The following is a 24,405-nucleotide window of genomic DNA, read 5'->3' as shown; positions in this document are numbered from 1 at the left end:
CATGCTAACGGGACGGCCATGTTCGACCCCGTTCCCGTCCTGGAAAAGATCGTCGCCTCCCTCGACCGCGACGCCCGCGAGCCGACCAAGCTGCGGGGGCTCCTTGTGCCCGAGCTGCGCAAGGTGATCGAGACCGGTCACGCGGACGCCGAACGGCTTCTCCTCAAGGAACGCGACGGCCTTGCCTGCGCGCAGCGTCTGAGCCGCCTCACCGATGCGGTGGTGCGGGCGATCTACGACGCCGTGGTCTGGCGCCTCTATCCCAACGACAACCCGTCCACAGGCGAGCACCTCGCGATCGTCGCGACCGGCGGCTACGGCCGAGGTACGATGGCGCCGGGCTCGGACATCGATCTGCTGTTCCTGCTGCCCTACAAGCAGACCGCATGGTCCGAGAGCGTCGTCGAGGCGATGCTCTACGTGCTGTGGGACCTCAAGCTGAAGGTCGGCCACGCGACGCGCTCCGTCGAGGAATGCCTGCGCGAGGGCCGCGCCGACATGACGATCCGCACCGCTTTGCTGGAATCCCGCTTCCTGTTCGGCTCGCGCTCGCTGTTCGAGGAGATGGTCACCCGCATTCGACACGGAACTGGTGATCGGGTCGGCCTCGGAATTCGTGGACGCCAAGCTGCGCGAACGCGATGCCCGCGTCGCCAAGGCAGGCGCCTCGCGCTACCTCGTCGAACCCAACGTCAAGGACGGCAAGGGCGGCTTGCGCGATCTCAACACCCTGTTCTGGATCGCGAAATACACCTACCGCGTGCGCAATCAGGCCGAGCTGGTCCATGCCGGGCTGTTCACGCCGGACGAGTACCGCCTGTTCGAGCGCTGCGAGGAATTCCTGTGGCGGGTGCGCTGCCACATCCACTTCGTGACCGGGCGGCCGGAGGAGCGGCTGTCGTTCGGGCTGCAGCCCAAGATCGCCGAGCGGCTCGGCTTCGGCTCCCGCGGCGGCCTCTCGGGCGTCGAGCGCTTCATGAAGGCGTATTTCCTCATCGCCAAGGACGTCGGCGACCTCACCGCCATCGTCTGCGCCGAGTTGGAGGCACGCCACGCCAAGCGCACGCCGGTGCTCGACCGCTGGATCGGCCGCTTCCGCGACCGCTTCCGCGCGACCTCGATCGAGGCGGAGGATTTCTGGATCGACAACGGCCGGGTCAACATCCGCGGCGAGGACGCGTTCGAGCGCGATCCGGTCAACCTGATCCGTCTGTTCTGGCTCGCCGACCGGCACAACCTCCCGATCCATCCGGACGCGGCGCGGCTGGCCAACCGCTCGCTCAAGCTCATCACCCACGCGGTGCGCATCGACCCCGAGGCCAACCGGCTGTTCCTCGACATCCTCACCTCGAAGAACGCTCCGGAGACGATCCTGCGATCGATGAACGAGGCGGGCGTGCTCGGCCGGTTCATCCCGGAATTCGGCCGCATCGTCGCGATGATGCAGTTCAACATGTACCACCACTACACGGTGGACGAGCATCTGCTGCGCTCGCTCGGCGTGCTCGCCGCGATCGATTCGGGCCGGGTGCGCGACGAGCATCCGCTCGCTTCTCGGCTCATCGATACGATCCACAACCGCCGCGCCCTCTATGTCGCGATCCTGCTCCACGACATCGCCAAGGGCCGGCCGGAGGACCACTCGATCGCGGGTGCGGCCATCGCCCGCAAGCTCGGGCCGCGCTTCGGTCTGAGCCAGGCGGAGACCGAGACGGTCTCGTGGCTGGTCGAGCACCACCTGCTGATGTCGATGACGGCGCAGAGCCGCGACCTCTCCGACCGCAGGACGATCGAGAAGTTCGCGAGCGAGGTGCAGAGCCTGGAGCGGCTGAAGCTGCTCGCGATCCTCACCGTCGCCGACATCAAGGCGGTCGGCCCCGGCGTGTGGACGGCCTGGAAGGGCACGCTGCTGCGCACCCTCTACGACGAGACCGAAGTCGTCCTGTCCGGCGGCCATTCGGAGATCGCCCGCACCGACCGGGTGCGGCTGATCCAGATGGCCCTGCGCGAGCAGCTCTCGGACTGGAACTCCGAGCTGTTCGACGGCTACGCTGCGCGCCACAACCAAGCCTACTGGCTCAAGGTGGATTCGACGCGCCACTTCAAGAACGCCCGCTTCCTGCGCACGGTGATGGAAGAGGGCCGCACCAGTGCCACGACCTACGAGACCGATCCGGTGCGCGGCGTGACCGAGTTGACAGTCTATTCCCCCGATCATCCCCGGCTACTCGCCATCATCACCGGCGCCTGCGCGACGATGGGCGGCAATATCGTCGATGCGCAAATCTTCACGACCACCGACGGCTTCGCCCTCGATTCGATCTTCATCTCCCGCGCCTTCGAGCGGGACGAGGACGAGCTGCGCCGGGCCGGCCGCATCGCCACCGCGATCGAGCGGGCGCTGAAGGGCGAGATCAAGATCGCCGAACTCGTCGCCGACAAGCACCCGAAGCAGCCGCCCAAGACCTTCCTCGTGCCGCCGGACGTGTCGATCGACAACGCCCTGTCGAGCCGCGAGACCGTGGTGGAGATCACCGGCCTCGACCGGCCGGGCCTGCTCTACGAGCTGACGACGGGGCTCAACCGCCTGAGCCTCAACATCACCTCGGCGCATGTGGCGACCTTCGGCGAGCGGGCGGTGGACGTGTTCTACGTGACCGACCTCACCGGCACCCGCGTGGTGCAGCCCGACCGACTCGCGATGATCCGCGCCGCGGTGATGGAGGTGTTCGCCAGCGACGTCGCCGCCCTCCGGGCGGAAGGGCTCGACGCCCTCGTCGATTCGCCGCCGCCGCGGGAACTCTGACCCGTCCCTGGCACGGTGCGCTTGATTTCGGGGTTTGCCCGAATGATATCAGCCCCATCCCGGAACCCTTCGAGACCTGATCGATCGCACGATGATGGCTGACGACATGGAGAAGCACGAGCGGCACGACGGCGCGGAGGCGGAGGTTCCGCCGCAATCCGGTGCCTCGCAAGCGGGCGCGGATGCGGAAGGGCTCGCGGCCGCGATCGCCGAGCGCGACGAGTTCAAGGATCGCCTGCTGCGCACGCTGGCCGAGATGGAGAACCTGCGCCGGCGCACCGAGCGCGAGGTTGCGGATGCCCGCACCTACGCGGTGACGAACTTCGCCCGCGACATGCTCAACACCGCCGACAACATCCGCCGCGCGCTCGATAGCGTGCCGGAGGAGGCCCGCGCGGGTGCCGAGGGCCCCTTCAAGGGTCTCATCGAGGGCATCGACCTGACGGAGCGGGATCTCACCAAGACGCTCGAGCGCCACGGCGTGAAGGTGGTCGATCCCAAGGGCCAGCGCTTCGACCCGAACCGCCACCAGGCGATGTTCGAGGTGCCCAACACCGAGGTTCCCAACGGCACCGTCGTCCAGGTAGTGCAGACCGGCTACGTCATCGGCGACCGGACCCTGCGCCCGGCTCTGGTCGGCGTCTCCAAGGGCGGCCCGAAGCCCGAGGCCAACAAGGACAAGTCCGCCGACGCGGCCTAACGCTTTTCCTTCCGTCGAAGAAAAAAGGCCGGCACCCCTGTGCCGGCCTTTTTCGTATGCGCCTTGGCTATTCCGCCGCCTGCCGCGTCGTCTCGCGGAACGGGTGGGCCGGATAGGTGCCGATGATGCGCAGCTCCTTCGAGAAGTAACGCAACTCTTCGAGGGCCCGGCGCAGGCCGTCATCCTCGGGGTGGCCATCGACCTCGGCGTAGAACTGGGTCGCGGTGAACTGGCCCTCGACCATGTAGCTCTCGAGCTTCGACATGTTGACGCCGTTGGTCGCGAACCCGCCGAGCGCCTTGTAGAGCGCCGCCGGGATGTTGCGGACCCGGAAGATGAAGCTCGTCACCGTCGAGTCGTTGCCCGGCTCGCACTCGGCGGGCTCCGGCGAGAACACGACGAAGCGCGTAGTGTTGTGCGCCTCGTCCTCGACATCGCGCACCAGAATGTCGAGGCCGTAGACCTCAGCCGCCATGGCCGGGGCGAGCGCGGCGCGGCTGGGGTCGTGCGCCTCGGCCACCTCGCGGGCGGCGCCGGCCGTGTCGCCGGCCACCACCGCCTTGAGGCCGAGCCGCCGGATGATCCGGCGGCACTGGCCGAGCGCGTGGATGTGGCTGTGCACGCTCGTCAGTTGCTCCGTGCCCACGCCCGGCAGGGCCATGAGCTGGAAGTGGATCGGCAGGAAGTGCTCGGCGATGATGTGCAGCCGCGAGGTCGGGATCAGGTGGTGGATGTCGGCGACCCGGCCGGCGATCGAGTTCTCGATCGGGATCATCGCGAGGTTCGCCTTGCCCTCGTTCACCGCGGCGAAGGCGTCCTCGAAGGTAGCGCAGGGCAGAGCGGTCCAGCCGGGATAGGCCTGCGAGCAGATGATGTGCGAGTTGGCCCCGGGCTCGCCCTGGTAGGCAATGGTGCGGTCGGTCATCGGTGCTTCGGCAGGCTCAGTTCAGGCGGCGGATGGCGAGCAGCGTGCGGGCGCGCTCAAGATCGGCGGGGGTATCGACACCGAGCGGCAGGTCGTCGACGATCATCGCGTCGATGCGCATGCCGGCCTCCAGCGCGCGCAGCTGCTCCAGCTTCTCGCGTTGCTCCAGTTCGCCTTGCGGCAAGGCGACGAAGCGCGCGAGCGCCTTCCGACGATAGGCATAGAGGCCGATATGGTGGAACAGCGGCCCGTCGCCCCAGGGGGCACGGGCGCGGGTGAAGGCGAGCGCGCGCAGACGGTTGGGTCCCACCGTGTGGCCGATGATCTTGACCACGTTCGGATCGTCCATCTCCTCGGGCCGGTGGATCACCGCGCAAAGGGTGGCGACGTCGACCTGCGGGTCGGCGAGCGGCATCACCGAAGCGGCGATGATCGCCGGGTCGATGGTCGGCAGGTCGCCCTGGACGTTGACGACGACGTCGTGATTGCCGTCGGGATCGACGATCTCCAGCGCTTCCGCGAGACGGTCGGAGCCGGAGGGGTGGTCGGGCCGGGTCATCACCGCCAGCCCGCCCTGCGCCTCGATCACCCCGGCGACCGCATCGGTGTCGGTGGCGACCACGACGGGACCGATGCCCGCCTCCACGGCACGGCGCCAGACATGCACGATCATCGGCACGCCTGCGATGTCGGCGAGCGGCTTCGACGGCAGCCGGGTCGCGGCGAGGCGGGCCGGAATCAGGATCAGGGGATCGGACATGGCCTCGGGCGGGTCGGACGAGCTTAAGCGGAAGGGGTTTTAGGCACGCGGGAGCGCTCTAGCAGCGGCGGCCCGGCTTGTCATGATCGGGCGTTCAGCCCTCACAGTGCGGCAGAGCTGCAACGAAAATGCCCGCTCGCTCGAAGCGTATGACGAATAACGGTGTGCGACAGCGCGCAGCGCGCATGGCCCATTGTCAAGATCGGGCCCGACCGGGTAATCACCCTTGAAATCCTCCAAAGTCCGGCGTCTGCCCGTCGGGCCCTCATCCGCCGGGTCCTGATCCCGCGCGCCGGAGCTGTCGAGCATGGATTCCTTCGAGCTGAACAAGGTTGCGGGCGCGGTCCTGGGTGCCCTCCTGTTCGCGGTTGGGTCGGGCTTCGTGGCGGAGCTGATCTATCACCCGAAGCCCGCCGGAAGCGCTGGCTATCCCCTGCCGGAGCCGGAGGCGAAGAGCGGCGGCGCGGCGGCGGAAGCCCCGAAGGCCGAGCCCATCGCCGTGCGGCTCGCCAGCGCCGATGCCGAGAAGGGCAAGGGCGGCACCAAGGCCTGCCAGGCCTGCCACAGCTTCGAGAAGGGCGGCCCGAACAAGGTCGGCCCCGATCTCTGGGAGATCGTGGAGCGCGAGAAGGCGCATGCCGCCGGCTTCGATTACTCCGCCGCGCTCAAGGAGAAGGGCGGCACCTGGACCTACGAGGATCTCGACCACTTTCTCGAAAGCCCGAAGGGCTACGTGAAGGGCACGAAGATGGCGTTTGCCGGCATCGGCTCGCCGACGGATCGTGCCAACGTCATCGCCTATCTGCGCACGCTCGCCGACAGCCCGAAGCCGCTGCCGGCCGCCGAGAAGAAGGCTGAAACGGCGCCGGCGGCCGACAAGAAGGCCGATACCGAGAAGCCGGCCGAGGAGAAGAAGCCGGCCGGGACCAAGCCGGTGGAGAGCGCGACGGGCGACAAGAGCAAGACGCCCGAGACCAACGCGCCGCAGGGCAACACCCAATCGGGTGACGGCAAGGACACCGCCCGCCCGGTCCCGGCGCCGCAGGTCCAGCCCCAGCGCAACGAAGTCGCTCCGACGCAGGCGCCCGAGGCCAAGCCCTCGGGGGACATCCCGACCAAGGCGGATCCGGGCTCCGAGTCCACGCCGGCCACCGAGCCGCCGGCCAAGCCCGACCCCGACGCACCCAAGCCGTAAGGCGAAGCGGCGTACGAGTTTCCGAGAAGGCCGGGCCCCTGAAGCCCGGCCTTTTTCATGTCCGGGCACGTAGCTGCGCCGGCTGCGCGCTCGCGGCGGGTGGCGCCAACTCCGGGCTCGTCCTAGAACCACGCCCAACTGACCTCTCACGGGATCGGGAGACCGCGCCAACGTGACGGAAAACGCCGTAATTGCCCGCCGCAGCTTCCTTGCCGGAGCACTCGTCCTCCTGGGACTGCGAGGCCCCGTCTCCGCTCAGGAGCCCGCCGAATCCGCCTCGAAGGTCTCGGCGCAGGAGGCACCCGGCAATTGGCGCCACGCGCTGACCCTGCTCGGCGAGCCGAAATACGGCCCGGACTTCCAGCATTTCGACTATGCCGACCCGAAGGCGCCGGTCGGCGGCCTGGTGCGGCTCGGGTCGCAGGGCGGCTTCGACAACCTCAACTTTATCGTCAACGGCCTGAAGGGCGATCTCGAAGGCGGGATCACCCAGATCTACGACACGCTGATGGAGGATTCCGGCGACGAGCCGTTCTCCTCCTACGGCCTCCTCGCCGAGGCCGTGCGGATCGCCGAGGACGGCCAATCGGTGACCTATCGCCTGCGGCCGAACGCGCGCTGGCACGACGGTAAGCCGGTCACCGTCGAGGACGTGATCTGGTCCTTCGACACGCTGAAGGCCAACAGCCCGTTCTATGCCGCCTACTACCACACCGTGGCCAAGGCCGAGCCGGGGGCCGAGCGCGAGGTCGTCTTCCGCTTCAGCGAGGCCGGCAACCGCGAACTGCCCCAGGTGCTGGGCCAGATGCAGGTGCTGCCCAAGCACTGGTGGACCGGCACCGACAAGAACGGCAAGCCGCGCAGCCCTACCGAGACGACGCTGGAGATCCCGCTGGGTTCGGGCCCCTATCGGCTGACCAAGATCGATGCCGGCCGCTCGGCCGTCTACGAGCGCGTGGCCGATTACTGGGGCAAGGATCTGCCGGTGAACCGCGGCCGCAATAATTTCGGCACGGTCCGCTTCGAGTACTTTCGCGATGGCTCCGTGCTGCTGGAGGCGCTGAAGGGCGACCTCTACGATTTCCGCACCGAGAACATCGCCCGCAACTGGGCCACCGCCTACGACGACTTCCCGGCGGTGAAGGAAGGGCGCCTCATCAAGGAGGAATTTCCCGGCCGCGGCACCGGCATCATGCAGGCCTTCGTGTTCAACCTGCGCCGGGACAAGTTCAAGGATGAGCGCGTGCGCCGCGCCTTCAACCTCGCCCTGAACTTCGAGGAGATGAACCGGCAGCTCTTCTACGGCCTCTACAGCCGGATCGATTCCTACTTCTACGGCTCGGACCTCGCCTCGTCAGGCCTGCCCGACGGGATGGAGAAGGTGATCCTGGAGAGCGTGAAGGACAAGCTGCCGGGCAGCGTCTTCACCGAGACCTACACCAACCCCGTCAACGACACGCCCGAAGCCGCGCGGGCCAACCTGCGCAAGGCGGTCGGCCTGCTGCGCGAAGCCGGCTACGAGCTGAAGGGCGGCAAGATGGTCGCCAAGGCGACCGGCGAGCCGTTGACCGTGGAATTCCTCGAATTCCAGAACGTGTTCGAGCGGGTGATCCTGCCCTACGCCGCGCAGCTCAAGCTGATCGGCATCGAGTCCTCGATCCGGGTGATCGATCAGGCGCAGTACCAGAATCGCCTGCGCAGCTTCGACTTCGACATCACGACCTCGAACTGGCCGGAATCGCTCTCGCCCGGCAATGAGCAGCGCGAGTTCTGGGGCTCGGCCGCCGCCGACAAGCCGGGCTCGCGCAACATCGCCGGAATCAAGGATGCGGGCATCGACGCGCTGATCGAGAAGGTGATCTTCGCGCAGGACCGCGAGACGCTGGTCGCCGCCACGCACGCCCTCGACCGGGCGCTGCTCGCCCACAACTTCGTGGTGCCGCAATGGTCCTCGGCCGCGACGCGGACGCTGCGTTGGAACCGCTTCGGCCGCCCTGCGGTGCTTCCGAAATACGGCTCTTCCGGCTTCCCGACGACGTGGTGGTACGACGAGGCGCTCGCCGCCAAGACGGGGGCCCCGCGATGAGCGCGGGCGCGACCCGCCGGAGCGTCGTCCTCGGCACGGGCGTACTGGCGCTTGCGGGCGCCCTGCCCCGTTCGGCCCGCGCCGAGGATGTCCGCAAGGCTCATGGCGGGATTCATGGCCTTTCGAGCTTCGGCGAGCTGAAATACGCGCCCGACTTCCCGAATTTCGATTACGTGAACCCGATGGCGCCGCGCGGCGGGCGCTTCTCGACAACTCTGGTCCAGACCTTCGGCAATCAGGCGTTCGACACCTTCGACACGCTCAATCCCTACGTCTTCCGCGGCAACGGCGCGGCCGGGATCAACCTCACCTTCGACAGCCTGATGGTGCGCGCGCTCGACGAGCCGGACGCGCTCTACGGCCTCGTCGCCCGCTCGGTCGAGATCAGCCCCGACGGCCTGACCTACCGCTTCGCCCTGCGTCCCCAGGCGCATTTCCACGACGGCTCGCCCCTGACGGCGCGGGACGCGGCTTTCTCCCTCACCATCCTCAAGGAGAAGGGGCACCCGACGATCGCGCAGGTGATCCGCGACGTCGCCGAGGCGACGGCGGAGAGCGACGAGACCCTGGTCGTCCGCTTCGCCCCCGGCCGCAGCCGCGACCTGCCGCTGATCGTCGCCGGACTGCCGATCTTCTCGGCCAAGTTCTTCGAGGGCCGCGACTTCGAGGCCCAGACTCTCAAGCCGCTGCTCGGCTCCGGCCCCTATCAGGTCGGACGGATCGATATCGGCCGCTTCATCGAACTGGAGCGCGTGACCGATTACTGGGCCGCGGATCTTCCGGTGATGGTCGGGCAGAACAACTTCGACCAGCTCCGCTACGAGTATTTTCGCGACCGGCAGGTCGCCTTCGAAGCGTTCAAGGGCGGCGCCTACACCTACCGCCAGGAATTCACCTCGCGGATCTGGGCGACGGGCTACGATTTTCCCGCCGCACGCGAGGGCCGCGTCAAGCGCGAGACCCTGCCCGATACCTCGCCCGCCAACATTCAGGGCTGGTTCTTCAACACCCGCCGCGAGGTGTTCAAGGATCCGCGCGTGCGCGAGGCGATCGGCCTGTGCTTCGACTTCCCCTGGACCAACCGCACGGCGATGTTCGGCTCCTACGAGCGCACCGTCTCGTTCTTCCAGAAGACCGACCTGATGGCGACGGGCAAGCCCTCCGCGGAGGAGCTGGCCCTCCTCGAACCCTTCAGCGGGCAGGTGCCGGCCGAGGTGTTCGGCGAGGCCTGGACGCCGCCGGTTCCGGACGGTTCGGGCCAGGACCGGGCGCTGCTCGCCCGCGCCGTGGCCCTGCTCAAGGAGGCGGGCTGCACCCGCGAGGGCGGCTCGCTCCAGCTGCCGAGCGGCAAGCCGATCGAGTTCGAATTCCTCGATTCGGATTCCGTCTGGGAGCCGATCGTCCAGCCCTTCATCCGTAATCTCGGGCTGATCGGCATCAAGGCGCGCCAGCGGGCGGTCGATGCCGCGCAGTATCAGGCGCGGGTGCGCGACTTCGACTTCGACATCACCTCCCGCGCCGCCTCGGGCGACGCGACGCCGGGCCCGGAACTGCGCGAGGCCTATGGCTCCCGCGCGGCGGCGATCCCCGGCTCCAACAACCTCGCCGGCATCACCGATCCGGTGATCGACGCGCTGCTCGACCGCGTTGCCAACGCGGATTCGCGCGCGAGCCTCACGGTAGCCTGCCGCGCCCTCGACCGGGTGATGCGGGCCGGCCGCTACTGGATCCCGATGTGGTACTCGCCCGAGTACCGCCTCGCCCTGTGGGACATGTACGGCCGCCCGGCGAAGCTGCCGACCTACGGGCTCGGCGTGCCGGGTCTGTGGTGGTACGACGAGGCCAAGGCGCGCCGGATCGGCCGGGGCTGAGGATCTTCCATGCTCGCCTACATCCTGCGCCGCATCGCGCTGATGATCCCAACGATCTTCGGGATCATGCTCATCACCTTCGCGATCATCCAGTTCGCCCCCGGCGGCCCGGTGGAGCGGGTGCTAGCCCAGCTCCAGGGCCAGCAGGAAGGCTCGCTCTCGCGCATCACCGGCGGCCAGGGCGATCTCGGCGGCGGGGCGGCCCGCGGCGGCGGCGAGGCTTCGAAGTATCGCGGCGCGCAGGGTCTCGACCCGGCCTTCATCAAGAAGCTCGAAGCGCAGTTCGGCTTCGACAAGCCCGCCTATGAGCGCTTCGGCAAGATGCTGTGGGACTACCTCCGCTTCGATTTCGGCCGCAGCTATTTTCGCGACGTTTCGGTGCTCGACCTGATCAAGGAGAAGCTCCCGGTCTCGATCTCGCTTGGCCTGTGGATGACGCTGATCTCCTACGCGATCTCGATCCCCCTCGGCATCCGCAAGGCGGTCGCCGACGGTTCGCGCTTCGACGTCTGGACCTCGGCGGTCGTCATCGTCGGCTACGCGATCCCGAGCTTCCTGTTCGGCATCCTGCTCGTGATCCTGTTCGCGGGCGGCTCGTTCCTGCAGATCTTCCCGCTGCGCGGCCTCACCTCCGAGAATTTCGAGTCCCTGAGCCTCTGGGGCAAAGCCCTGGACTACGCCTGGCACCTCGTGCTGCCGCTCTCCGCCCTGGTGCTCGGCGCCTTCGCCACCTCGACGCTGCTGACCAAGAACTCGTTCCTCGATGAGATCCGCAAGCAATACGTGGTCACCGCCCGCATGAAGGGCGTGAGCGAGCGGCGCGTCCTCTACGGCCACGTCTTCCGCAACGCGATGCTCATCGTGATCGCCGGCTTTCCCGGCGCCTTCATCACCGCCTTCTTCACCGGCTCGCTGCTAATCGAGACGATCTTCTCGCTCGACGGGCTTGGGCTTCTGTCGTTCAGCTCCATCGTCGGCCGCGACTATCCGGTGGTGTTCGCCACGCTCTACATCTTCTCCCTGCTCGGTCTGGCCGTGAATCTCCTCTCCGACCTCACCTATACGTGGATTGATCCGCGCATCGATTTCTCCGCGCGCGGCGCCTGACGCACGCCTCTGTTTGCCGACTGCGCAGACGGCTGCTATCGGCGCGCATTCGCCGCCGGACGCCGCCCGTGACCGCCCTCCCCCTCGTCATCCGACCCGAGCACCCGGACGACGCCGCGGCGATCGAGCGGCTGCACGCCCGCGCCTTCGGCCCCGGCCGCTTCGCCCGCACCGCCTACCGCCTGCGCGAGGGCGTTGCGCCCCTGCCCGATCTCTGCCTGACGGCGCTGGTCGGCACCTATCTCGTCGGCTCGGTGCGGATCGGCCCGGCCGAGGCGCAGGGCGGATCGCTCCTCGTGCTCGGGCCGCTCACCGTTGATCCGAGCTTTTCCGATCGCGGCATCGGCACGAGCCTGATGCAAGCAAGCCTCGACGCCGCCCGCGCCGCCGGGCACGGCCTCGTCGTCCTCGTCGGCGACGCGCCCTATTACCGCCGCTTCGGCTTTGTGCCCGTGTCCGCCGGCCGGCTGACCCTGCCGGGCCCGGTCGATCCCGCGCGCTTTCTCTGGCTTGAACTCAGGGACGGGGCGAGCGCCGGCCTCTCCGGCGCAATCCAGCCGCGGCGCATATAGCCAGCTTCGTGCGCCTGCCTCGGCGCAGCGTTCCACGGTCGGGGCAGCGCTTGACCGTGAGAGATCGGGATCGGACACCGGGGCAAACGCCGAGATAACGGGAAACGCCCGCCGTGCCGACCACCCACGACCGCCAGCCGCCGCCCCGCTTCAACGCGGCCCGCTACTGCCTTGCCGAGAACGCCCGGCTGCGCGGCGACAAGACGGCGCTCGTCATGGTGGGCGACGGCGGCACCGTCAGCCGCCTCACCTATGCGCAGGCGGACCGGGCGGTGCGCGGCATCGCGGCGGGGCTGCTCGGCCTCGGGCTGAAGGCCGGCGACCGGGTGATGATCCGCATGGGCAACGAGGCCGACTACGTGCTGGTCTATTTCGGTGCGCTCGCCGCGGGGCTCGTCGCCCTGCCATCCTCGCCGCAACTGACGGCCGATGAAGCCAGCTTCCTGATGGAGAATGCCGGCGTCGCCGCCGTAGTGACCGGTCAAGGCTTTTCGGATTCCAGCGGGGCTGCCGGCTGCATCCACCTCGACTCCGAGGCAATCGCGGCGATGAAGGCCGGCGAGCCGCTCGCCGACTACGCCGACACCGCCGCCGACGATCCGGCCACCCTCGTCTACACCTCCGGCACCACGAGCCGTCCGAAGGGCGTGCTCCACGCCCACCGCGCCATCTGGGGCCGCCGGCCGATGCACGCGCATTGGCTCGGCCTCACCGAATCCGACGTGATGCTGCATGCCGGCACCATGAACTGGACCTACACGCTCGGTGTCGGCATCACCGACCCCTGGGCCTGCGGCGCCACGACGGTGCTCTATAACGGCCCGCGCGACCGCGGGATCTGGCCCCGCCTGATCGCCGAGCAGGGCGCGACGATCTTCGCGGCGGTGCCGAGCGTCTACCGTCAGATCCTGAAATACGCCGACCTCGCAGAGCACGATCTCTCCCGTCTGCGCCACGGCGTCACCGCGGGCGAGGCCCTGTCGGCCGACCTTCTCGACGCCTGGACAAAGGCCACGGGCAAGCCGCTCTACGAAGCGCTCGGCATGAGCGAGATCTCGACCTATGTGTCGAGCGGCCCGACCATCCCCGTTCGCCCCGGCTCGCCCGGCCGGCCGCAACCGGGGCGCCGCGTCGCGATCCTGCCCGCTGCGATCCTGCCCGTCGAGCGCCCGCCCGAACCACTGCCGCCGGGGCAGACCGGCCTGCTGGCGATCCACCGCTCCGACCCCGGCCTGATGCTCGGCTACTGGCAGCGGCCGGAGGAAGAGGCGGCGGTGATGCGGGGTGAATGGTTTGCCGGCGGCGACCTCGCGAGCTTCGATGCGGACGGCTATCTCTGGTTCCACGGCCGCAACGACGACCTGATGAACGCCATGGGCTACCGCGTCTCGCCCGTCGAGGTGGAAGGCGTGCTGGCGGGCCATCCCGACATCGCCGAGGTCGGCGTGACGGAGCTTGCCGTGCGCGTTGACCTCCGGGTCATTGCCGCCTTCGTGGTTCTGCGCCCCGGCGCCGAGCCCGACGCGGAGGGACTGATGGCGTGGTGCGGCGAACGTCTGGCGGCCTACAAGGCACCGCGCGCGGTCCGCTTCGTCGAGGCGCTGCCCCGCACCGCCAACGGCAAGGTTCAACGCAAGCGGCTGGCACAGGCCGCCGGATAGCCGCGCTTGTTCGCGCCAAATCGCGCCGGTACAGCGAAGGCCCCGCGCGCTTCGAGACCCATGGCCCCGCTCCCGATCTCCGTCTTCATCATCGTCAAGAACGAGGCCGACCGCCTCGGTGCGACCCTCGCGGCGGTGCGCGCCTTGGCCGACGACATCGTGGTGGTCGATTCCGGCTCGACCGACGGCACCCAGGCGCTTGCCGCCTCACTCGGCGCCCGAGTGATCCACAACGACTGGCCGGGCTACGGCCGGCAGAAGCGCTTTGCGGAAGAGCAGTGCCGCCACGACTGGGTGCTCAACCTCGACGCCGACGAGGTGGTGCCGCCCGACCTCGCCGAGCAGATCCGCGCCGTCTTCGCCCAGGGCGAGCCGGCGCACGCCGCATGGTCCATCGCCATCGCCGAGGTTTTCCCGGGCGAGACACGCCCCCACCCCTGGGCCTACGTGCTGACCCCCGTGCGGCTCTACCGGCGCGACTTGAGCACCTACTCCACCTCACCGGTCCACGACCGGGTCGTGCTCGGCCCCGGCGTCACCACGGGGCGGATCAAAGGGCGCATCCACCATTTCTCGGTGCGCTCGCTGGGCGACCAACTCGCCAAGCTCAACCGCTATTCCGACCAGCAGGCCGACGACCTCGACGCCCGCGGCGTCACGATCCCGGCCTGGCGCCTCTACGTCGAGCTGCCGGGCAATTTCCTGAAAGCCTATTTCGGCCGCCGCCACTTCGTGCGCGGCGCCTACGGCTTCCTCACGGCGATGAACTACGCGATCTCGCGCCATCTGCGCGTGGCCAAGCATTACGAGCGCCGTGTCACAACCCCGCGCCGACCGGGTTGACCCGCCCCGCCGGAGCTTCTACAGCCAAGCGCAGTGGAGACGTGGCCGAGAGGCTGAAGGCACTCGTTTGCTAAATGAGCATACCCCTAATAAGGGTATCGAGGGTTCGAATCCCTCCGTCTCCGCCACCTGCTTCTCGACCTCATAAGCCGTTGAGATCACTGAACTCCGGCGAGCGTTGAAATCAACTTCCTGACCGACTTTCAGCCTATCCAGTGGTGCAGAAGCTTCGGCTATGCGGCGCGATCGTAACCACCGCCTCGCGGATACGCGGGGTGGTGCGAGGGCGTGCTTGCCTGATCTCGCAATGAACGATGAGGGCCCCGCCCATCGTCGTGTCGCCCCGTCAAACCCGTGACGTTGTTGCCGAGATCGGCCGTGGTCGCGGCACACGGTCAGTGCGCTCGGACTGCCCTCGGACGAACGCTTCGTCGCCGGTGCTGACGGCTTCAAAGTCGCGATGCCAGACGTCGGACTGAGTGAGGCGTCCGATCCCCTGATATCAGCGGCATGATCCCGAATTACTAAATCCGTTCCGGAACCGCCTTGCGCGCAATTCGTTTGAGCACAGCTGTCGGCTTGGCAGCTTGGCGCGAGAGGGAGCGACGCGGGCGTGACGGCGGATGTCGACAGGCATGAGCTTCGGCAAATCATCGCCGGCCTGAGCGAGGGTGTGATCCTGGTCGAGCCCGACCAGACCATCGCCTACGCCAACGAGGCCGCGCTTGCCATGCACGGCGTCGAGACCCTCGACGGACTCGGCGCGACCGTCGATGCCTACCGCGAGCGCTTTGCCCTGCGCTACCGCAACAATCGCGCGCCCGAGCAGTATCCGATCGAGCGGGTGGTCGCAGGCGAGCGTTTCCACGACGTCGTCGTCGAGGTGCGGCGGCCCGAGGCGCCGGACGTCTACTTCGTCCATTCGCTGCGCAGCTTGGTCGCCACCGACCGCGACGGCAAGCCGAGCTGCCTCGCCCTCATCCTCAAGGACGTGTCGGACCAGTTCGAGGCCGAGGAGCGCTTCGAGAAGACCTTCAACGCCAACCCGGCGCCCGCCATCATCACCCGGCTGTCCGACCTGCGCCACGTCAAGGTGAACGCGGGCTTCCTGGAGATGACGGGCTATGTCCGTGATGCCGTCATCGGCCGCAGCGTCTACGAGGTCGATGTGCTGGCCGGCGCCCGCAACCGCGACCTCGCCGTGTCGCGCCTGAACGAGGGCGGCACCATCCCGCAGATGGAAGCTTGCCTCAACCTGCCGGATGGCGGTTCGCGTTTCGTCATCGTCGCGGGCCAGCCCATCGAGATGGGCGAAGAGCCCTGCATGCTGTTCACGTTCGCCGACCTCGAACTGCGCCGGAAGGCGGAGACCGCACTCCGGCAGAGCGAGGAGCGCTTCGCCACGGCATTCCGGTTGACCCCGGTGCCGACGCTGCTGGCGCGCCTGGACGGCTTCACCGTGACCAGCATCAACGACGCGTTCACCCGCGTCTTCGGCTACGGCGAGGATAGCGTGGTTGGACGCTCACCCTCCGAGACCGGGCTGTGGGTGGCCGATGCAGCCCGCGAGCGGTTCGAGGAGGCGGTCGGGCGCACCGGTTTCGTCCCTGGGCAGGAGGTCTGCCTGCGCCACCAGGACGGGTCGGAACTCGACTGCCTCGCCTCCGCCGAGCGCGTCGAGATCGGCGAAGAAACCTTCGCTCTGCTCGTCCTGCAGGACATCACTGAGCGCAAGCGCGGCGAACGCGAGCTGTTCGAGGCCATCGAGGCGGTGATGGCCGACACCTCGTGGTTCAGCCGCGGGCTCATCGAGAAGCTGGCCAACCTGCGCCAGCCCGGCGGCCACGAGGGCGACGGAGCCAGCCCGATCCTCACCGTGCGCGAGCGCCAGATCCTGAACCTGATCTGCACCGGCCTCGATGACGACGCCATCGCCAAGCGGCTCAACCTCTCCCGCAACACCGTCCGGAACCACGGCGCCGCGCTCTACCGCAAGCTCGGCGTCCACAAACGGGCGGAGGCCGTGATCTGGGGACGCGAGAACGGATTTCCGCTTCCGCCCGCCGGTACATAAAAACCGCTCTACTGGTAATTTGATACTATTGATTGGCGCGCGCGAGCGGACATCTCAAGCCGGCCGGGTTTTTCCCAGTCACTCGCGAGGTGCTCATGACCGACCGCGTGAAATCGACGTCCGCCACCGAAGCCAAGGGTTCGGTGAAAGAGGCCATCGGCAAGCTGACGGGTGATGCCGGCGTCGAGGCCGAGGGCAAGGCTCAGAAGCGCCAAGTGCAGCCGTCGAAGGCCGCACCGCGCAGCAAATGACCCGAAGGTCATCCGGCACATCGATGTGCCGGCCCTTCAAGAACACGAGGAGAATGACATGGTCGATACGGACAGGATCACGGGCGCCGCCAAGGAGTTCGGCGGCAAGGTTCAGGGCGCGGTCGGCGACCTGACCGGCTCGAAAAACGATTCCGTCGAGGGCCGCTTCCGCGAAGCGCAAGGCACCGCCGAGAACCTTTACGGCCAGGCCAAGGACGCTGTCCGGCACGCCGCAGACGAGGTCTCCGACTACGCCGAGGACGCCTACGACCGGAGCCGCCGCACCCTGCGCGAGGGATCCCGCGATGTCGGCGGATACGTCTCCGAGGCGCCGGGCACCTCGCTTCTCATTGCCGCCGCGGTCGGCTTCGGCCTGGGCCTTCTCGTCAGCCGGCTCTGACACCTCCCTTCTTTTTCGACTTCTCTGACCACCGGAGTAACTGCGTGACCACGACGACAAGCCTATCCCCCGTCGCTGCCGGCGACACGCGGGCCGTACTGCTCAACGAGGTGTCCTGGGGCGCCATCTTCGCCGGCGCCGTGACCGCCCTCGTGACCCAGGTCGTCCTGAACCTCGTCGGGGTGGGCGTCGGCTTGGCCTCCGTCGGCACCAATGCCGCCGACATTCCTGACGCCTCGACCTTCTCGCTCGGTGCGGGGCTGTGGTTCGTGGTCTCCGGCATCGTCGCCTCGCTGGCCGGCGGTGTCATCGCTGGCCGCCTCTCCGGCAAGCCGCTGCCCGGCGTGGCCGCCCTGCACGGCCTCGTCGCCTGGGCGGTGACCACGCTGGTGGTTCTGTACCTCATCACCTCGGCCGCGAGCGGCCTCGTCGGCGGCACGCTCGGCACGGTTTCGGGCGCGCTCGGCGGCGCCGGCAACCTCGTCGGCGGCACGGTGCAGACCGCGGCCCAGGCCGCGGCCCCCTCGCTGTCGAAGATCGCCAACCCGCTCGACGGCATCGAGCGGACGGTTCGCGAGCAGGCCGCCGGCCAGGACCCGCAGGCCGCCCGTGATGCGGCTGTCGCAGCGGTCCGTGCCGTCCTGTCGGGCGACCCGGCCCAGAAGGAGCAGGCCAAGAGCCGCGCCGCCGACGCGCTCGCCAAGGCGCAGGGCATCGCGCCCGACCAGGCCAAGGCGCAGATCGACGGATACGAGAAGCAGTACGAGCAGGCCGTCGCCACGGCCAAGCAGAAGGCCGAAGCCGCCGCCGTCGCCGCCAAGTCCGCCGCCACCCAGGGCGCCTTCTACGCGGCCCTGGCGCTGATCCTCGGCGCCCTCGCCGCCTTCTTCGGCGGACGTCTCGGCGCCCCGAAGCCCGCGACGCTCGTCGGCACCTACGACGCCCGCCGCGCCTGATCACCCTTCCCTTGGCTCCCGCCGCCAGCGGCGGGAGCCTCCACGACCGGCGCTGCCGGTGAGCCTGACCACCTAAAAGGAGAGCATCCGATGAGCAGCACGACCGACAAGATCAAGGGCCTGGCCAACGAGGCGGCCGGCAACGTCAAGCAGGGCATCGGCAACGTCACCGGTAACGACAAGCTCGTGGCCGAGGGCAAGGCCCAAGAGCTGAAAGGCGAGGCTCAGAAGACGGTCGGCGACGTCAAGGACGGTGCCAAGAACCTCGCCGACAAGGTCACCGGCAAGCACTGATCCCTGCGCGGGGCCGGCCGGGCCGGCCCCGTCCCCCTCCCCTTTGCCCTTCCCAATCGTCATTCGGAGAGAGCCATGAACCGCGATCAGTTCCGCGGCGCGTCCCGTCACATCAAGGGCCGTGCCCAGACCGCCCTCGGCGGCGTCACGGGTGACCCGGTCCGCCAAGTGCGCGGTGCCGCGAACCAAGTGGCCGGCGGGGCGCAATACGCCTATGGCAGCGCCCGCGACCGCATCGAAGATCTCGCCCGCGACGGCGAACACCTCGCCCATTCCGCACGCGAACGGGCCGACGACCTGATCCAGGACGGGCGCCGTTACGCCGGCGAAGCCCGCCGCCGCGGCCGGGATTACGGTCGCCGCGCCGTCCGCTACGCCGATTCCAACCGCACTTCGACCCTGCTCGGCATCGCCGCGGCCGCCTTCACGCTGGGCTGGCTCGCGCGCCTGTCGCGCTGAGCGCCGCAATTCGGGAGACAACCATGATCCGCAAGCTTCTTACTGCCCTCGTCCTGCCGAGGGTCATCGCCTTCATCAGCCGCCGGCTCACCGGCCGGTCGACGACTCCGACGCGTCACAGGCGCTGAGCCTCAGGAACGGGCATCGACGTCGATGCGGAACCCTAGTTGGGTCAAGCTCGTCCGTGCTGCGACCTTGGCCGCGCTTCAGGAACGCGCGGCTATCGCAGCATGAACCGGTCGGCCTTCGGTGCCTCGCGGCCGGTCTCGCCGAGCGCATCGAGAATCGCGGCGTCGGCCGTGTGCAGCAGGGTGTCGAGGGGCAGGTCGTTGGCGTCGGTGCCGAACGGCTCTTCCAACTCGTCGCCGAGCGCGTCGAGGCCGAAGAACGCGTAGGCCACGAGCGCGGCGATGATCGGGGTGGACCAGCCGAGCGAGCCGGCGAGACCGAACGGAAGCAGCAGGCAGTAGAGCCAGGCGGTCCGGTAAAGCAGCAGCGTGTAGGCGAAGGGCAGCGGCGTGCCGTGAATGCGCTCGCAGGTCGCCTGGATCGCGGAGAGGCTGGCGATCTTGTGCTCCAGGCTCACGAACAGCACGTCGCTCAGCGCGCCGGCCTTCGCCGCGCCTGCGAGATCCCGCGTCAGCCCCGTCAGCGCCGCATCGGCCCCGCTCGGCCTCTGCCCGAGGGTCGCAACTTCCTCCGAAGGCAGCCAGGGGGCGAGCGCCTCGGTCTCGTCGAGCCCGCGCAGGCGCGCGTGCAGGGCATGGGCGAAGCCGGCTCCCCGGCGCAGGCAGCGGTGGCGCAGGGCCTCGTGTTCGGGCTCCGGCAGCAGCGCCGGCAGCAGCCGCGCGAGGCCGCGCAACTCGACGATCAGGCTGCCCCAGGCCCGCCGCGCCTCCCACCAGCGGTCGTAGCAGGCGCCGTTGCGGAAGCTCAGGAAGATCGAGAGCGCGAGCCCGACCAGGGTGAAGGGGCCGATCCCGGCCGTGACCGGAAACCAGGCCGCGTGCCGCTGCTCGATCGCCACCACGAGGAAGGAGAGCGCGGCGATGACGATGACCTGCGGCGCGACCTTCGGCAGGATCGAGCCGCGCATGGCGAACAGGATCGTCAGCAGGCTGGGGCGGGGACGGACGATCATGTCACGGGTCTCAGCCGGCGCAGGCCGCGACCAGCCGGCGCATGAAGGCCTCGCCGCGGGCGAGTTCGTCGAGGGTGATGAACTCGTCGGGCTGATGCGCCTGATCGATCGAGCCCGGCCCGCACACCACGGTGGGGATGCCGGCCCGTTGGAAGCGTCCGGCCTCGGTGGCGTAGGGCACGGTAATCGTCGCATTGCGGCCGGCGAGCCGCAGGGCCAGTTGCTCGGCCTCCGAGCCCGGATCGGGCGCGAGCCCCGGCACGGAGACCTCCTCGACCGTCGCGATGTGCCCGAACTCGCCGTAGCGGTTGAGGCGTTCGCGGGTCACGCGCTCGCAGGCGGCAGCGAAGAGAGCGGGGATCTCGGCCATGTCGAGGTCGGGCAGGCCGCGGAACTCCCACAGGAAGGTGCAGAGCTTCGGCAGGATGTTGCGGGCGGTGCCGCCCTCGATCACGCCGACATGGACGGTGGTGTTCGGCGGGTCGAACCGGCCGGAGGCGTCGCCGCGGACGACCATCGCGTCGGCGATGCGGTTCAGTTCGGCGATGAGGTCGGCCGCCGCCATCACAGCGTTGGCGCCGAGCCCGGGCTTGGCCGAATGCGCCGCGTGGCCGTGCACGGTGGTGTTGTAGGTCACGACGCTCTTGTGTGCGTCGGCCACCTGCATCTCCGTCGGCTCACCGACGATCACGGCGCCCGGCCGCGGCAGGTCGGCGCCGAAGCGGGCGATGGTGTCGGCGACGCCGAGGCAGGTGGTCTCCTCGTCGTAGGAGAGCAGAATGTGGATCGGCCGAGTCAGCCCGGCCTCCAGCGCCGTCGGTACCATGGCGAGCGCCAGGGCGTCGAATCCCTTCATGTCGACGGCGCCGCGTCCGTAGGCGCGTCCGTCGGCAACGCGCAGGCGGAACGGATCGGAGGTCCAGGCCTGACCCGTTACCGGCACGACGTCGGTATGGCCCGAGAGCACGACGCCGCCATCCGTCACCGGCCCGAGGGTGGCGAACAGGGCAGCCTTGTCACCCTCCGCGTTCGGCACCCGGAGATGGGGCACGCCCCAGCTGTCGAGATACTCGGCCACGAAGTCGATCAGCGCGAGGTTCGACTTCGAACTCTCGGTGTCGAACGCGACGAGCCGCTCCAGAAGCTCAAGCGGCGTGAGGCGGGTGCCGCCGGCCGGCGCCGTCAATGGACGACGCGGCGCAGATGAGGCGAGTCCAGCGAGAAGGCCGGAATCTCCGCCTCGAAGCTCTCGCCGCCAATCGTGGACATCGTGTAGCTGCCGGCCATCAGGCCGTCCGGCGTGGTGAGCGGGCAGCCGCTGGTGTAGCTGAACGACTCGCCCGGCTCGAGAACCGGCTGCTTGCCGACGACGCCCGCGCCGCGCACCTCCTGGCAGGCGCCGCGTCCGTCGATGATCCGCCAGTGGCGCGAGCGGAGTTGCACCTGTTCGCTGCCGTTGTTCACGATCTCGACCGTGTAGGCAAAGAAGTAGCGGCTCTCGCCCGGCGAGGACTCCTCCTCGACGAAACGGGGCTCCACCGTCACCATGATGCCGCGCGTCTCGGCCTTGTACATCGCGTGAAAGCATCTCCGTGGACGGCACGCAGGCCGCATCGCGACATCTGCGACGCGCCGTGGTACGTGGCGCCAGAAACCTCGTCAATCACGGTATCCTACGGTGAGCGGAGGCCGGAGACCACGTGCCGAACGCTTCGCACCGGGGAGAATTCGAGGGAGCCATGATGGCTACGCGGCCCGGCCGACCGCCCTTGGCGGCTGGGCCGGCTCTCGGCTCCGTCCTGACGCTCGCTCTCGCCCTCGCCTTCGCGTGGTGGGACCCGGCTCAGAACCGGTGGCCGGCTCTCGCGCTCGTGTTGGCGCTCGGCCTCGATACCGCCGCGCGGATCGCGGCTCGGGCCGTCCGGCAGCGGACGGGCGTGGAGACCGAGATCCGCGGCCTGCCCTCGCCGATGCTGGCGCTCGGCAAGGCGATGGGGATCGGAGCGCTCGTGGTGGCGGGCGTGTCATACCTGCGGCCCGATCTGTTTCCACTGCTCGCAAGCGCGCTCGCCGGTCTCGTGGCGATGGGCGCCTGCGCCCGGCTCGCGCTGGCACGGATGGTCGTCGCCATCGAGGCGGCGGAGCGCGCGGCGGCCGAGGCCAAACGCAAAGGCGAGGGGACGGGACGATGAGCGGAGACGTGCCGGCAGCATCCGGTATCCTGCCGGCGCAGGCCATCACGGCGCTGACGCAAGCCGGGGCGATCCGCCCCGCGACCAGCTATGCCGCCGACCAGATCCAGCCCGCCAGCCTCGACTTGCGGCTCGGCCGCCGCGCCTACCGGGTGCGCACGAGCTTCCTGCCCGGCAGCGGGCGTTCGGTCGCGACCTGTGTCGAGGCCTTCGCGCTGCACGAGATCGACCTGACGCAGGGCGCCGTGCTGGAGACGGGCTGCGTCTACATCGCCGAATTGCAGGAAACCCTGGCGCTCCCCCCCGATCTCAGCGCCAGCGCCAACCCCAAAAGCTCGACCGGGCGCATCGACGTGTTCACCCGCGTCATCACCGACCGCGCCAGCGCCTTCGACCAGATCGAGGCAGGCTATGCCGGCCAGCTCTACGCCGAGATCTCACCGCGAACCTTCCCGGTGCGGGTAAGAACCGGCTCGCGCCTGTCGCAGATCCGTTTCCGCCAGGGCGACCCGCGGCTGCGGGAGACGGAACTGGCCGCGCTCCACGCCAGCGACCCGCTGATCGATGCCGCAACCCCCTCGCTTCAGGGCGGCGTGCCAGTCTCGGTCGATCTCGCGGGCTTCGAGGGGCTGATCGGCTACCGGGCCAAGCGCCATACCGGTCTGATCGACTTGGACCGGCCGCGCGGTCACCGAACCCGCGACTTCTGGGAACCGCTGCCGGCCGATGGCAGCCGCACGCTGATCCTCGATCCCGGCCAGTTCTACATCCTGGCCTCGAAGGAGGCGGTGCGGGTGCCGGCCGACTATGCGGCCGAAATGGTGCCGTTCGATCCGCTCGTCGGCGAGTTCCGCGTCCACTATGCCGGCTTCTTCGATCCGGGGTTTGGCCTCAGCGAAGCGGGCGGCGCCGGCGCCCGCGCGGTGCTGGAGGTTCGCTCGCGCGACGTGCCGTTCCTCTTGGAAGACGGCCAGATCGTCGGCCGCCTCGTCTACGAGCGCATGCTGGAGCGGCCCGCGACCCTCTACGGCGCGGGCGCCGGTTCGAACTATCAGGCGCAAGGCCTGAAGCTCTCGAAGCATTTCGCCAGCGAGCCGGAGCCGCCCGCGGCCTGATCGATCCGCCGCTGCCGGGGCATCAAGCGGTGGCGCCCCTGCACGCTCAGGCGCCGACGCGATTGTGATCCTCGATCTCGGGCGCCACCTGCCCGAAATTGAGCACCGAGACGAGCGTCACGCCGCCGACGATGTTGCCGAGCAGCGTCGGGACGAAGAACCCGGTGAGGTACTTCGAAAAATCGATCTCGCCGATGGCGACGAGGTAATAGGCATCGACCGAGCCGGCGACGATGTGGGCGAGCCCGCACATCGAGACCAGCCACGTCATCAGGATGATGATGAAGGGCGCCGCCGAGCCCGAGGCCGGCAGGATCCACACCATCAGGGCGATCAGCCAGCCTGCGAACACCGCCTTGATCACCGTGGTCCAGAACGGGTCCTCGATGGTGTGGCGGCTGATCTCGGCAAAAGCCTCCCGCACCTCCGGCTTGAACGCATCGGTATGGGCCAGCACCGAGGCGATGGCGATCGTCGCCAGGATGTTGGCGACGAGCACGATGCCCCAGAGCCGCACGACCCGCAGCAACGCGCCGAAGGTCCTCTCGGTGAGGAGCGGCAGGATCGGCGTGACCGTGTTCTCGGTGAAGAGCTGCTGGCGCCCGAGCACGACGATGAGGAAGCCGATCGAATAGCCCGCGCTGGTGACGAGTTCGGCCCAGGGTGCGTGCGGCAGATGCCCCTTGAGCACGCCCGGCACGATCAGCGAGAAGCCCATGGTCAGCCCGGCGGCGAACCCCGAGAGCGAGAGGGCCAACCAGGTGCGGCGCATCTCCTCCTCGCCTTCCCGCCGGATGATCTCGTGCAGGATCAGCGCGTCCGGGCGGTGGGCCTTCTCGACCTGGGCGTTGTCCTTCTCGCGGGTATGGGCGCCGTGGGTCTTCGCTTCACCCTGGTCGTCCGGGTCTCCGTGCGTACGGGATTCCTGGGACATGCGGCCCTCGGCGGTCGTCTCGTCGCAGCCCAACGTATGGCAGCGCTTGCACGCTCCCAGCGC

General features: G+C 68.8%; 22 protein-coding genes, 1 tRNA gene and 1 pseudogene. 18 read left to right on the top strand and 6 right to left on the bottom strand.

All coding sequences use genetic code 11. From position 1 onward, the window contains the following. Positions 1-18: 18 nt before the first annotated feature. Both M2437_RS06100 and grpE read left to right on the top strand, forming a co-directional pair. Positions 19-2,806: pseudogene (locus M2437_RS06100) on the top strand ([protein-PII] uridylyltransferase). A 91-nt stretch (positions 2,807-2,897) separates the two neighbouring features. Continuing rightward, positions 2,898-3,506 (top strand): nucleotide exchange factor GrpE, encoded by a 609-nt coding sequence (grpE, locus tag M2437_RS06095; protein ID WP_003600761.1) that lies wholly within the window; start codon positions 2,898-2,900, stop codon positions 3,504-3,506. 67 nt (positions 3,507-3,573) lie between these two features. Here the strand turns inward: grpE and M2437_RS06090 are convergent, their stop codons facing one another. Next, entirely contained in the window at positions 3,574-4,431 is an 858-nt protein-coding gene (locus M2437_RS06090) for a prephenate dehydratase (protein WP_253386823.1), read from the bottom strand. A gap of 16 nt (positions 4,432-4,447) precedes the next feature. Further along, on the bottom strand, positions 4,448-5,191 hold the full coding sequence (locus tag M2437_RS06085; RefSeq protein ID WP_253386822.1) for a 3-deoxy-manno-octulosonate cytidylyltransferase: 744 nt from the start codon (positions 5,189-5,191) through the stop codon (positions 4,448-4,450). Positions 5,192-5,498: 307 nt separating this feature from the next. On the opposite strand from M2437_RS06085, the gene M2437_RS06080 reads away from it, so the two are divergent. From M2437_RS06080 to M2437_RS06015, 14 genes are all read left to right on the top strand, one after another. After that, positions 5,499-6,386, top strand: coding sequence for a c-type cytochrome (locus M2437_RS06080; RefSeq protein WP_253386821.1), 888 nt, complete (start codon positions 5,499-5,501; stop codon positions 6,384-6,386). A gap of 172 nt (positions 6,387-6,558) precedes the next feature. Further along, a complete protein-coding gene (locus M2437_RS06075) occupies positions 6,559-8,472 on the top strand; it encodes an extracellular solute-binding protein (RefSeq protein ID WP_253386820.1) in 1,914 nt (637 codons plus the stop codon). After that, on the top strand, positions 8,469-10,343 hold the full coding sequence (locus M2437_RS06070) for an extracellular solute-binding protein (RefSeq protein WP_253386819.1): 1,875 nt from the start codon (positions 8,469-8,471) through the stop codon (positions 10,341-10,343). The genes M2437_RS06075 and M2437_RS06070 overlap by 4 nt, the downstream gene beginning before the upstream one ends. A gap of 9 nt (positions 10,344-10,352) precedes the next feature. After that, positions 10,353-11,450, top strand: a complete 1,098-nt coding sequence (locus M2437_RS06065; protein ID WP_003600749.1) for a microcin C ABC transporter permease YejB — start codon at positions 10,353-10,355, stop codon at positions 11,448-11,450. Positions 11,451-11,518: 68 nt separating this feature from the next. Continuing rightward, complete coding sequence (locus M2437_RS06060; RefSeq protein WP_253386818.1) at positions 11,519-12,022, top strand: GNAT family N-acetyltransferase; 504 nt, start codon at positions 11,519-11,521, stop codon at positions 12,020-12,022. 113 nt (positions 12,023-12,135) lie between these two features. Further along, complete coding sequence (locus tag M2437_RS06055; RefSeq protein WP_253386817.1) at positions 12,136-13,683, top strand: class I adenylate-forming enzyme family protein; 1,548 nt, start codon at positions 12,136-12,138, stop codon at positions 13,681-13,683. 60 nt (positions 13,684-13,743) lie between these two features. Next, on the top strand, positions 13,744-14,526 hold the full coding sequence (locus M2437_RS06050) for a glycosyltransferase family 2 protein (protein ID WP_012252149.1): 783 nt from the start codon (positions 13,744-13,746) through the stop codon (positions 14,524-14,526). 35 nt (positions 14,527-14,561) lie between these two features. Beyond that, positions 14,562-14,654, top strand: a tRNA-Ser gene (locus M2437_RS06045). A 485-nt stretch (positions 14,655-15,139) separates the two neighbouring features. Continuing rightward, on the top strand, positions 15,140-16,600 hold the full coding sequence (locus M2437_RS06040) for a helix-turn-helix transcriptional regulator (protein ID WP_253386816.1): 1,461 nt from the start codon (positions 15,140-15,142) through the stop codon (positions 16,598-16,600). Positions 16,601-16,695: 95 nt separating this feature from the next. After that, the gene (locus tag M2437_RS06035) at positions 16,696-16,851 is read left to right on the top strand and encodes a CsbD family protein (protein WP_253386815.1); all 156 of its coding nucleotides are present in this window, start codon (positions 16,696-16,698) and stop codon (positions 16,849-16,851) included. A 58-nt stretch (positions 16,852-16,909) separates the two neighbouring features. After that, a complete protein-coding gene (locus tag M2437_RS06030) occupies positions 16,910-17,251 on the top strand; it encodes a CsbD family protein (protein WP_012605518.1) in 342 nt (113 codons plus the stop codon). A gap of 44 nt (positions 17,252-17,295) precedes the next feature. Beyond that, positions 17,296-18,207 (top strand): PhnA-like protein, encoded by a 912-nt coding sequence (locus tag M2437_RS06025; protein ID WP_253386814.1) that lies wholly within the window; start codon positions 17,296-17,298, stop codon positions 18,205-18,207. Positions 18,208-18,297: 90 nt separating this feature from the next. Beyond that, entirely contained in the window at positions 18,298-18,501 is a 204-nt protein-coding gene (locus tag M2437_RS06020) for a CsbD family protein (RefSeq protein WP_012605520.1), read from the top strand. A gap of 75 nt (positions 18,502-18,576) precedes the next feature. After that, positions 18,577-18,960 carry a CsbD family protein gene (locus M2437_RS06015; protein WP_253386813.1) on the top strand — a complete coding sequence of 128 codons (384 nt, stop codon included), beginning with the start codon at positions 18,577-18,579 and terminating at the stop codon, positions 18,958-18,960. A gap of 220 nt (positions 18,961-19,180) precedes the next feature. Here M2437_RS06015 and M2437_RS06010 read toward each other — a convergent pair whose 3' ends face one another. The 3 genes from M2437_RS06010 to apaG are packed head-to-tail and all read right to left on the bottom strand — an operon-like array spanning position 19,181 to position 21,676. Then, the gene (locus tag M2437_RS06010) at positions 19,181-20,101 is read right to left on the bottom strand and encodes a bestrophin family protein (RefSeq protein WP_253386812.1); all 921 of its coding nucleotides are present in this window, start codon (positions 20,099-20,101) and stop codon (positions 19,181-19,183) included. 10 nt (positions 20,102-20,111) lie between these two features. After that, positions 20,112-21,287 carry an acetylornithine deacetylase gene (gene argE, locus M2437_RS06005; protein ID WP_253386811.1) on the bottom strand — a complete coding sequence of 392 codons (1,176 nt, stop codon included), beginning with the start codon at positions 21,285-21,287 and terminating at the stop codon, positions 20,112-20,114. Continuing rightward, entirely contained in the window at positions 21,284-21,676 is a 393-nt protein-coding gene (gene apaG / locus M2437_RS06000) for a Co2+/Mg2+ efflux facilitator ApaG/CorD (protein ID WP_003601773.1), read from the bottom strand. Before apaG ends, argE begins: the two co-directional genes overlap by 4 nt. Positions 21,677-21,843: 167 nt before the next feature. Here apaG and M2437_RS05995 point away from each other — a divergent pair, with 167 nt between their 5' ends. Beyond that, the gene (locus M2437_RS05995; RefSeq protein WP_253386810.1) at positions 21,844-22,293 is read left to right on the top strand and encodes a hypothetical protein; all 450 of its coding nucleotides are present in this window, start codon (positions 21,844-21,846) and stop codon (positions 22,291-22,293) included. After that, positions 22,290-23,408 carry a 2'-deoxycytidine 5'-triphosphate deaminase gene (locus M2437_RS05990; RefSeq protein WP_253386809.1) on the top strand — a complete coding sequence of 373 codons (1,119 nt, stop codon included), beginning with the start codon at positions 22,290-22,292 and terminating at the stop codon, positions 23,406-23,408. Before M2437_RS05995 ends, M2437_RS05990 begins: the two co-directional genes overlap by 4 nt. A 46-nt stretch (positions 23,409-23,454) precedes the next feature. Here M2437_RS05990 and M2437_RS05985 read toward each other — a convergent pair whose 3' ends face one another. Continuing rightward, positions 23,455-24,342, bottom strand: coding sequence for a formate/nitrite transporter family protein (locus tag M2437_RS05985; RefSeq protein ID WP_041358381.1), 888 nt, complete (start codon positions 24,340-24,342; stop codon positions 23,455-23,457). Positions 24,343-24,405 lie beyond the last annotated feature (63 nt).

The organism is Methylorubrum pseudosasae, assembly GCF_029504475.1.
Lineage (GTDB): Bacteria > Pseudomonadota > Alphaproteobacteria > Rhizobiales > Beijerinckiaceae > Methylobacterium > Methylobacterium extorquens.
Note: the sequence above shows the minus strand (reverse complement) of the source record. Positions and strands in the feature narration are given on the sequence as shown.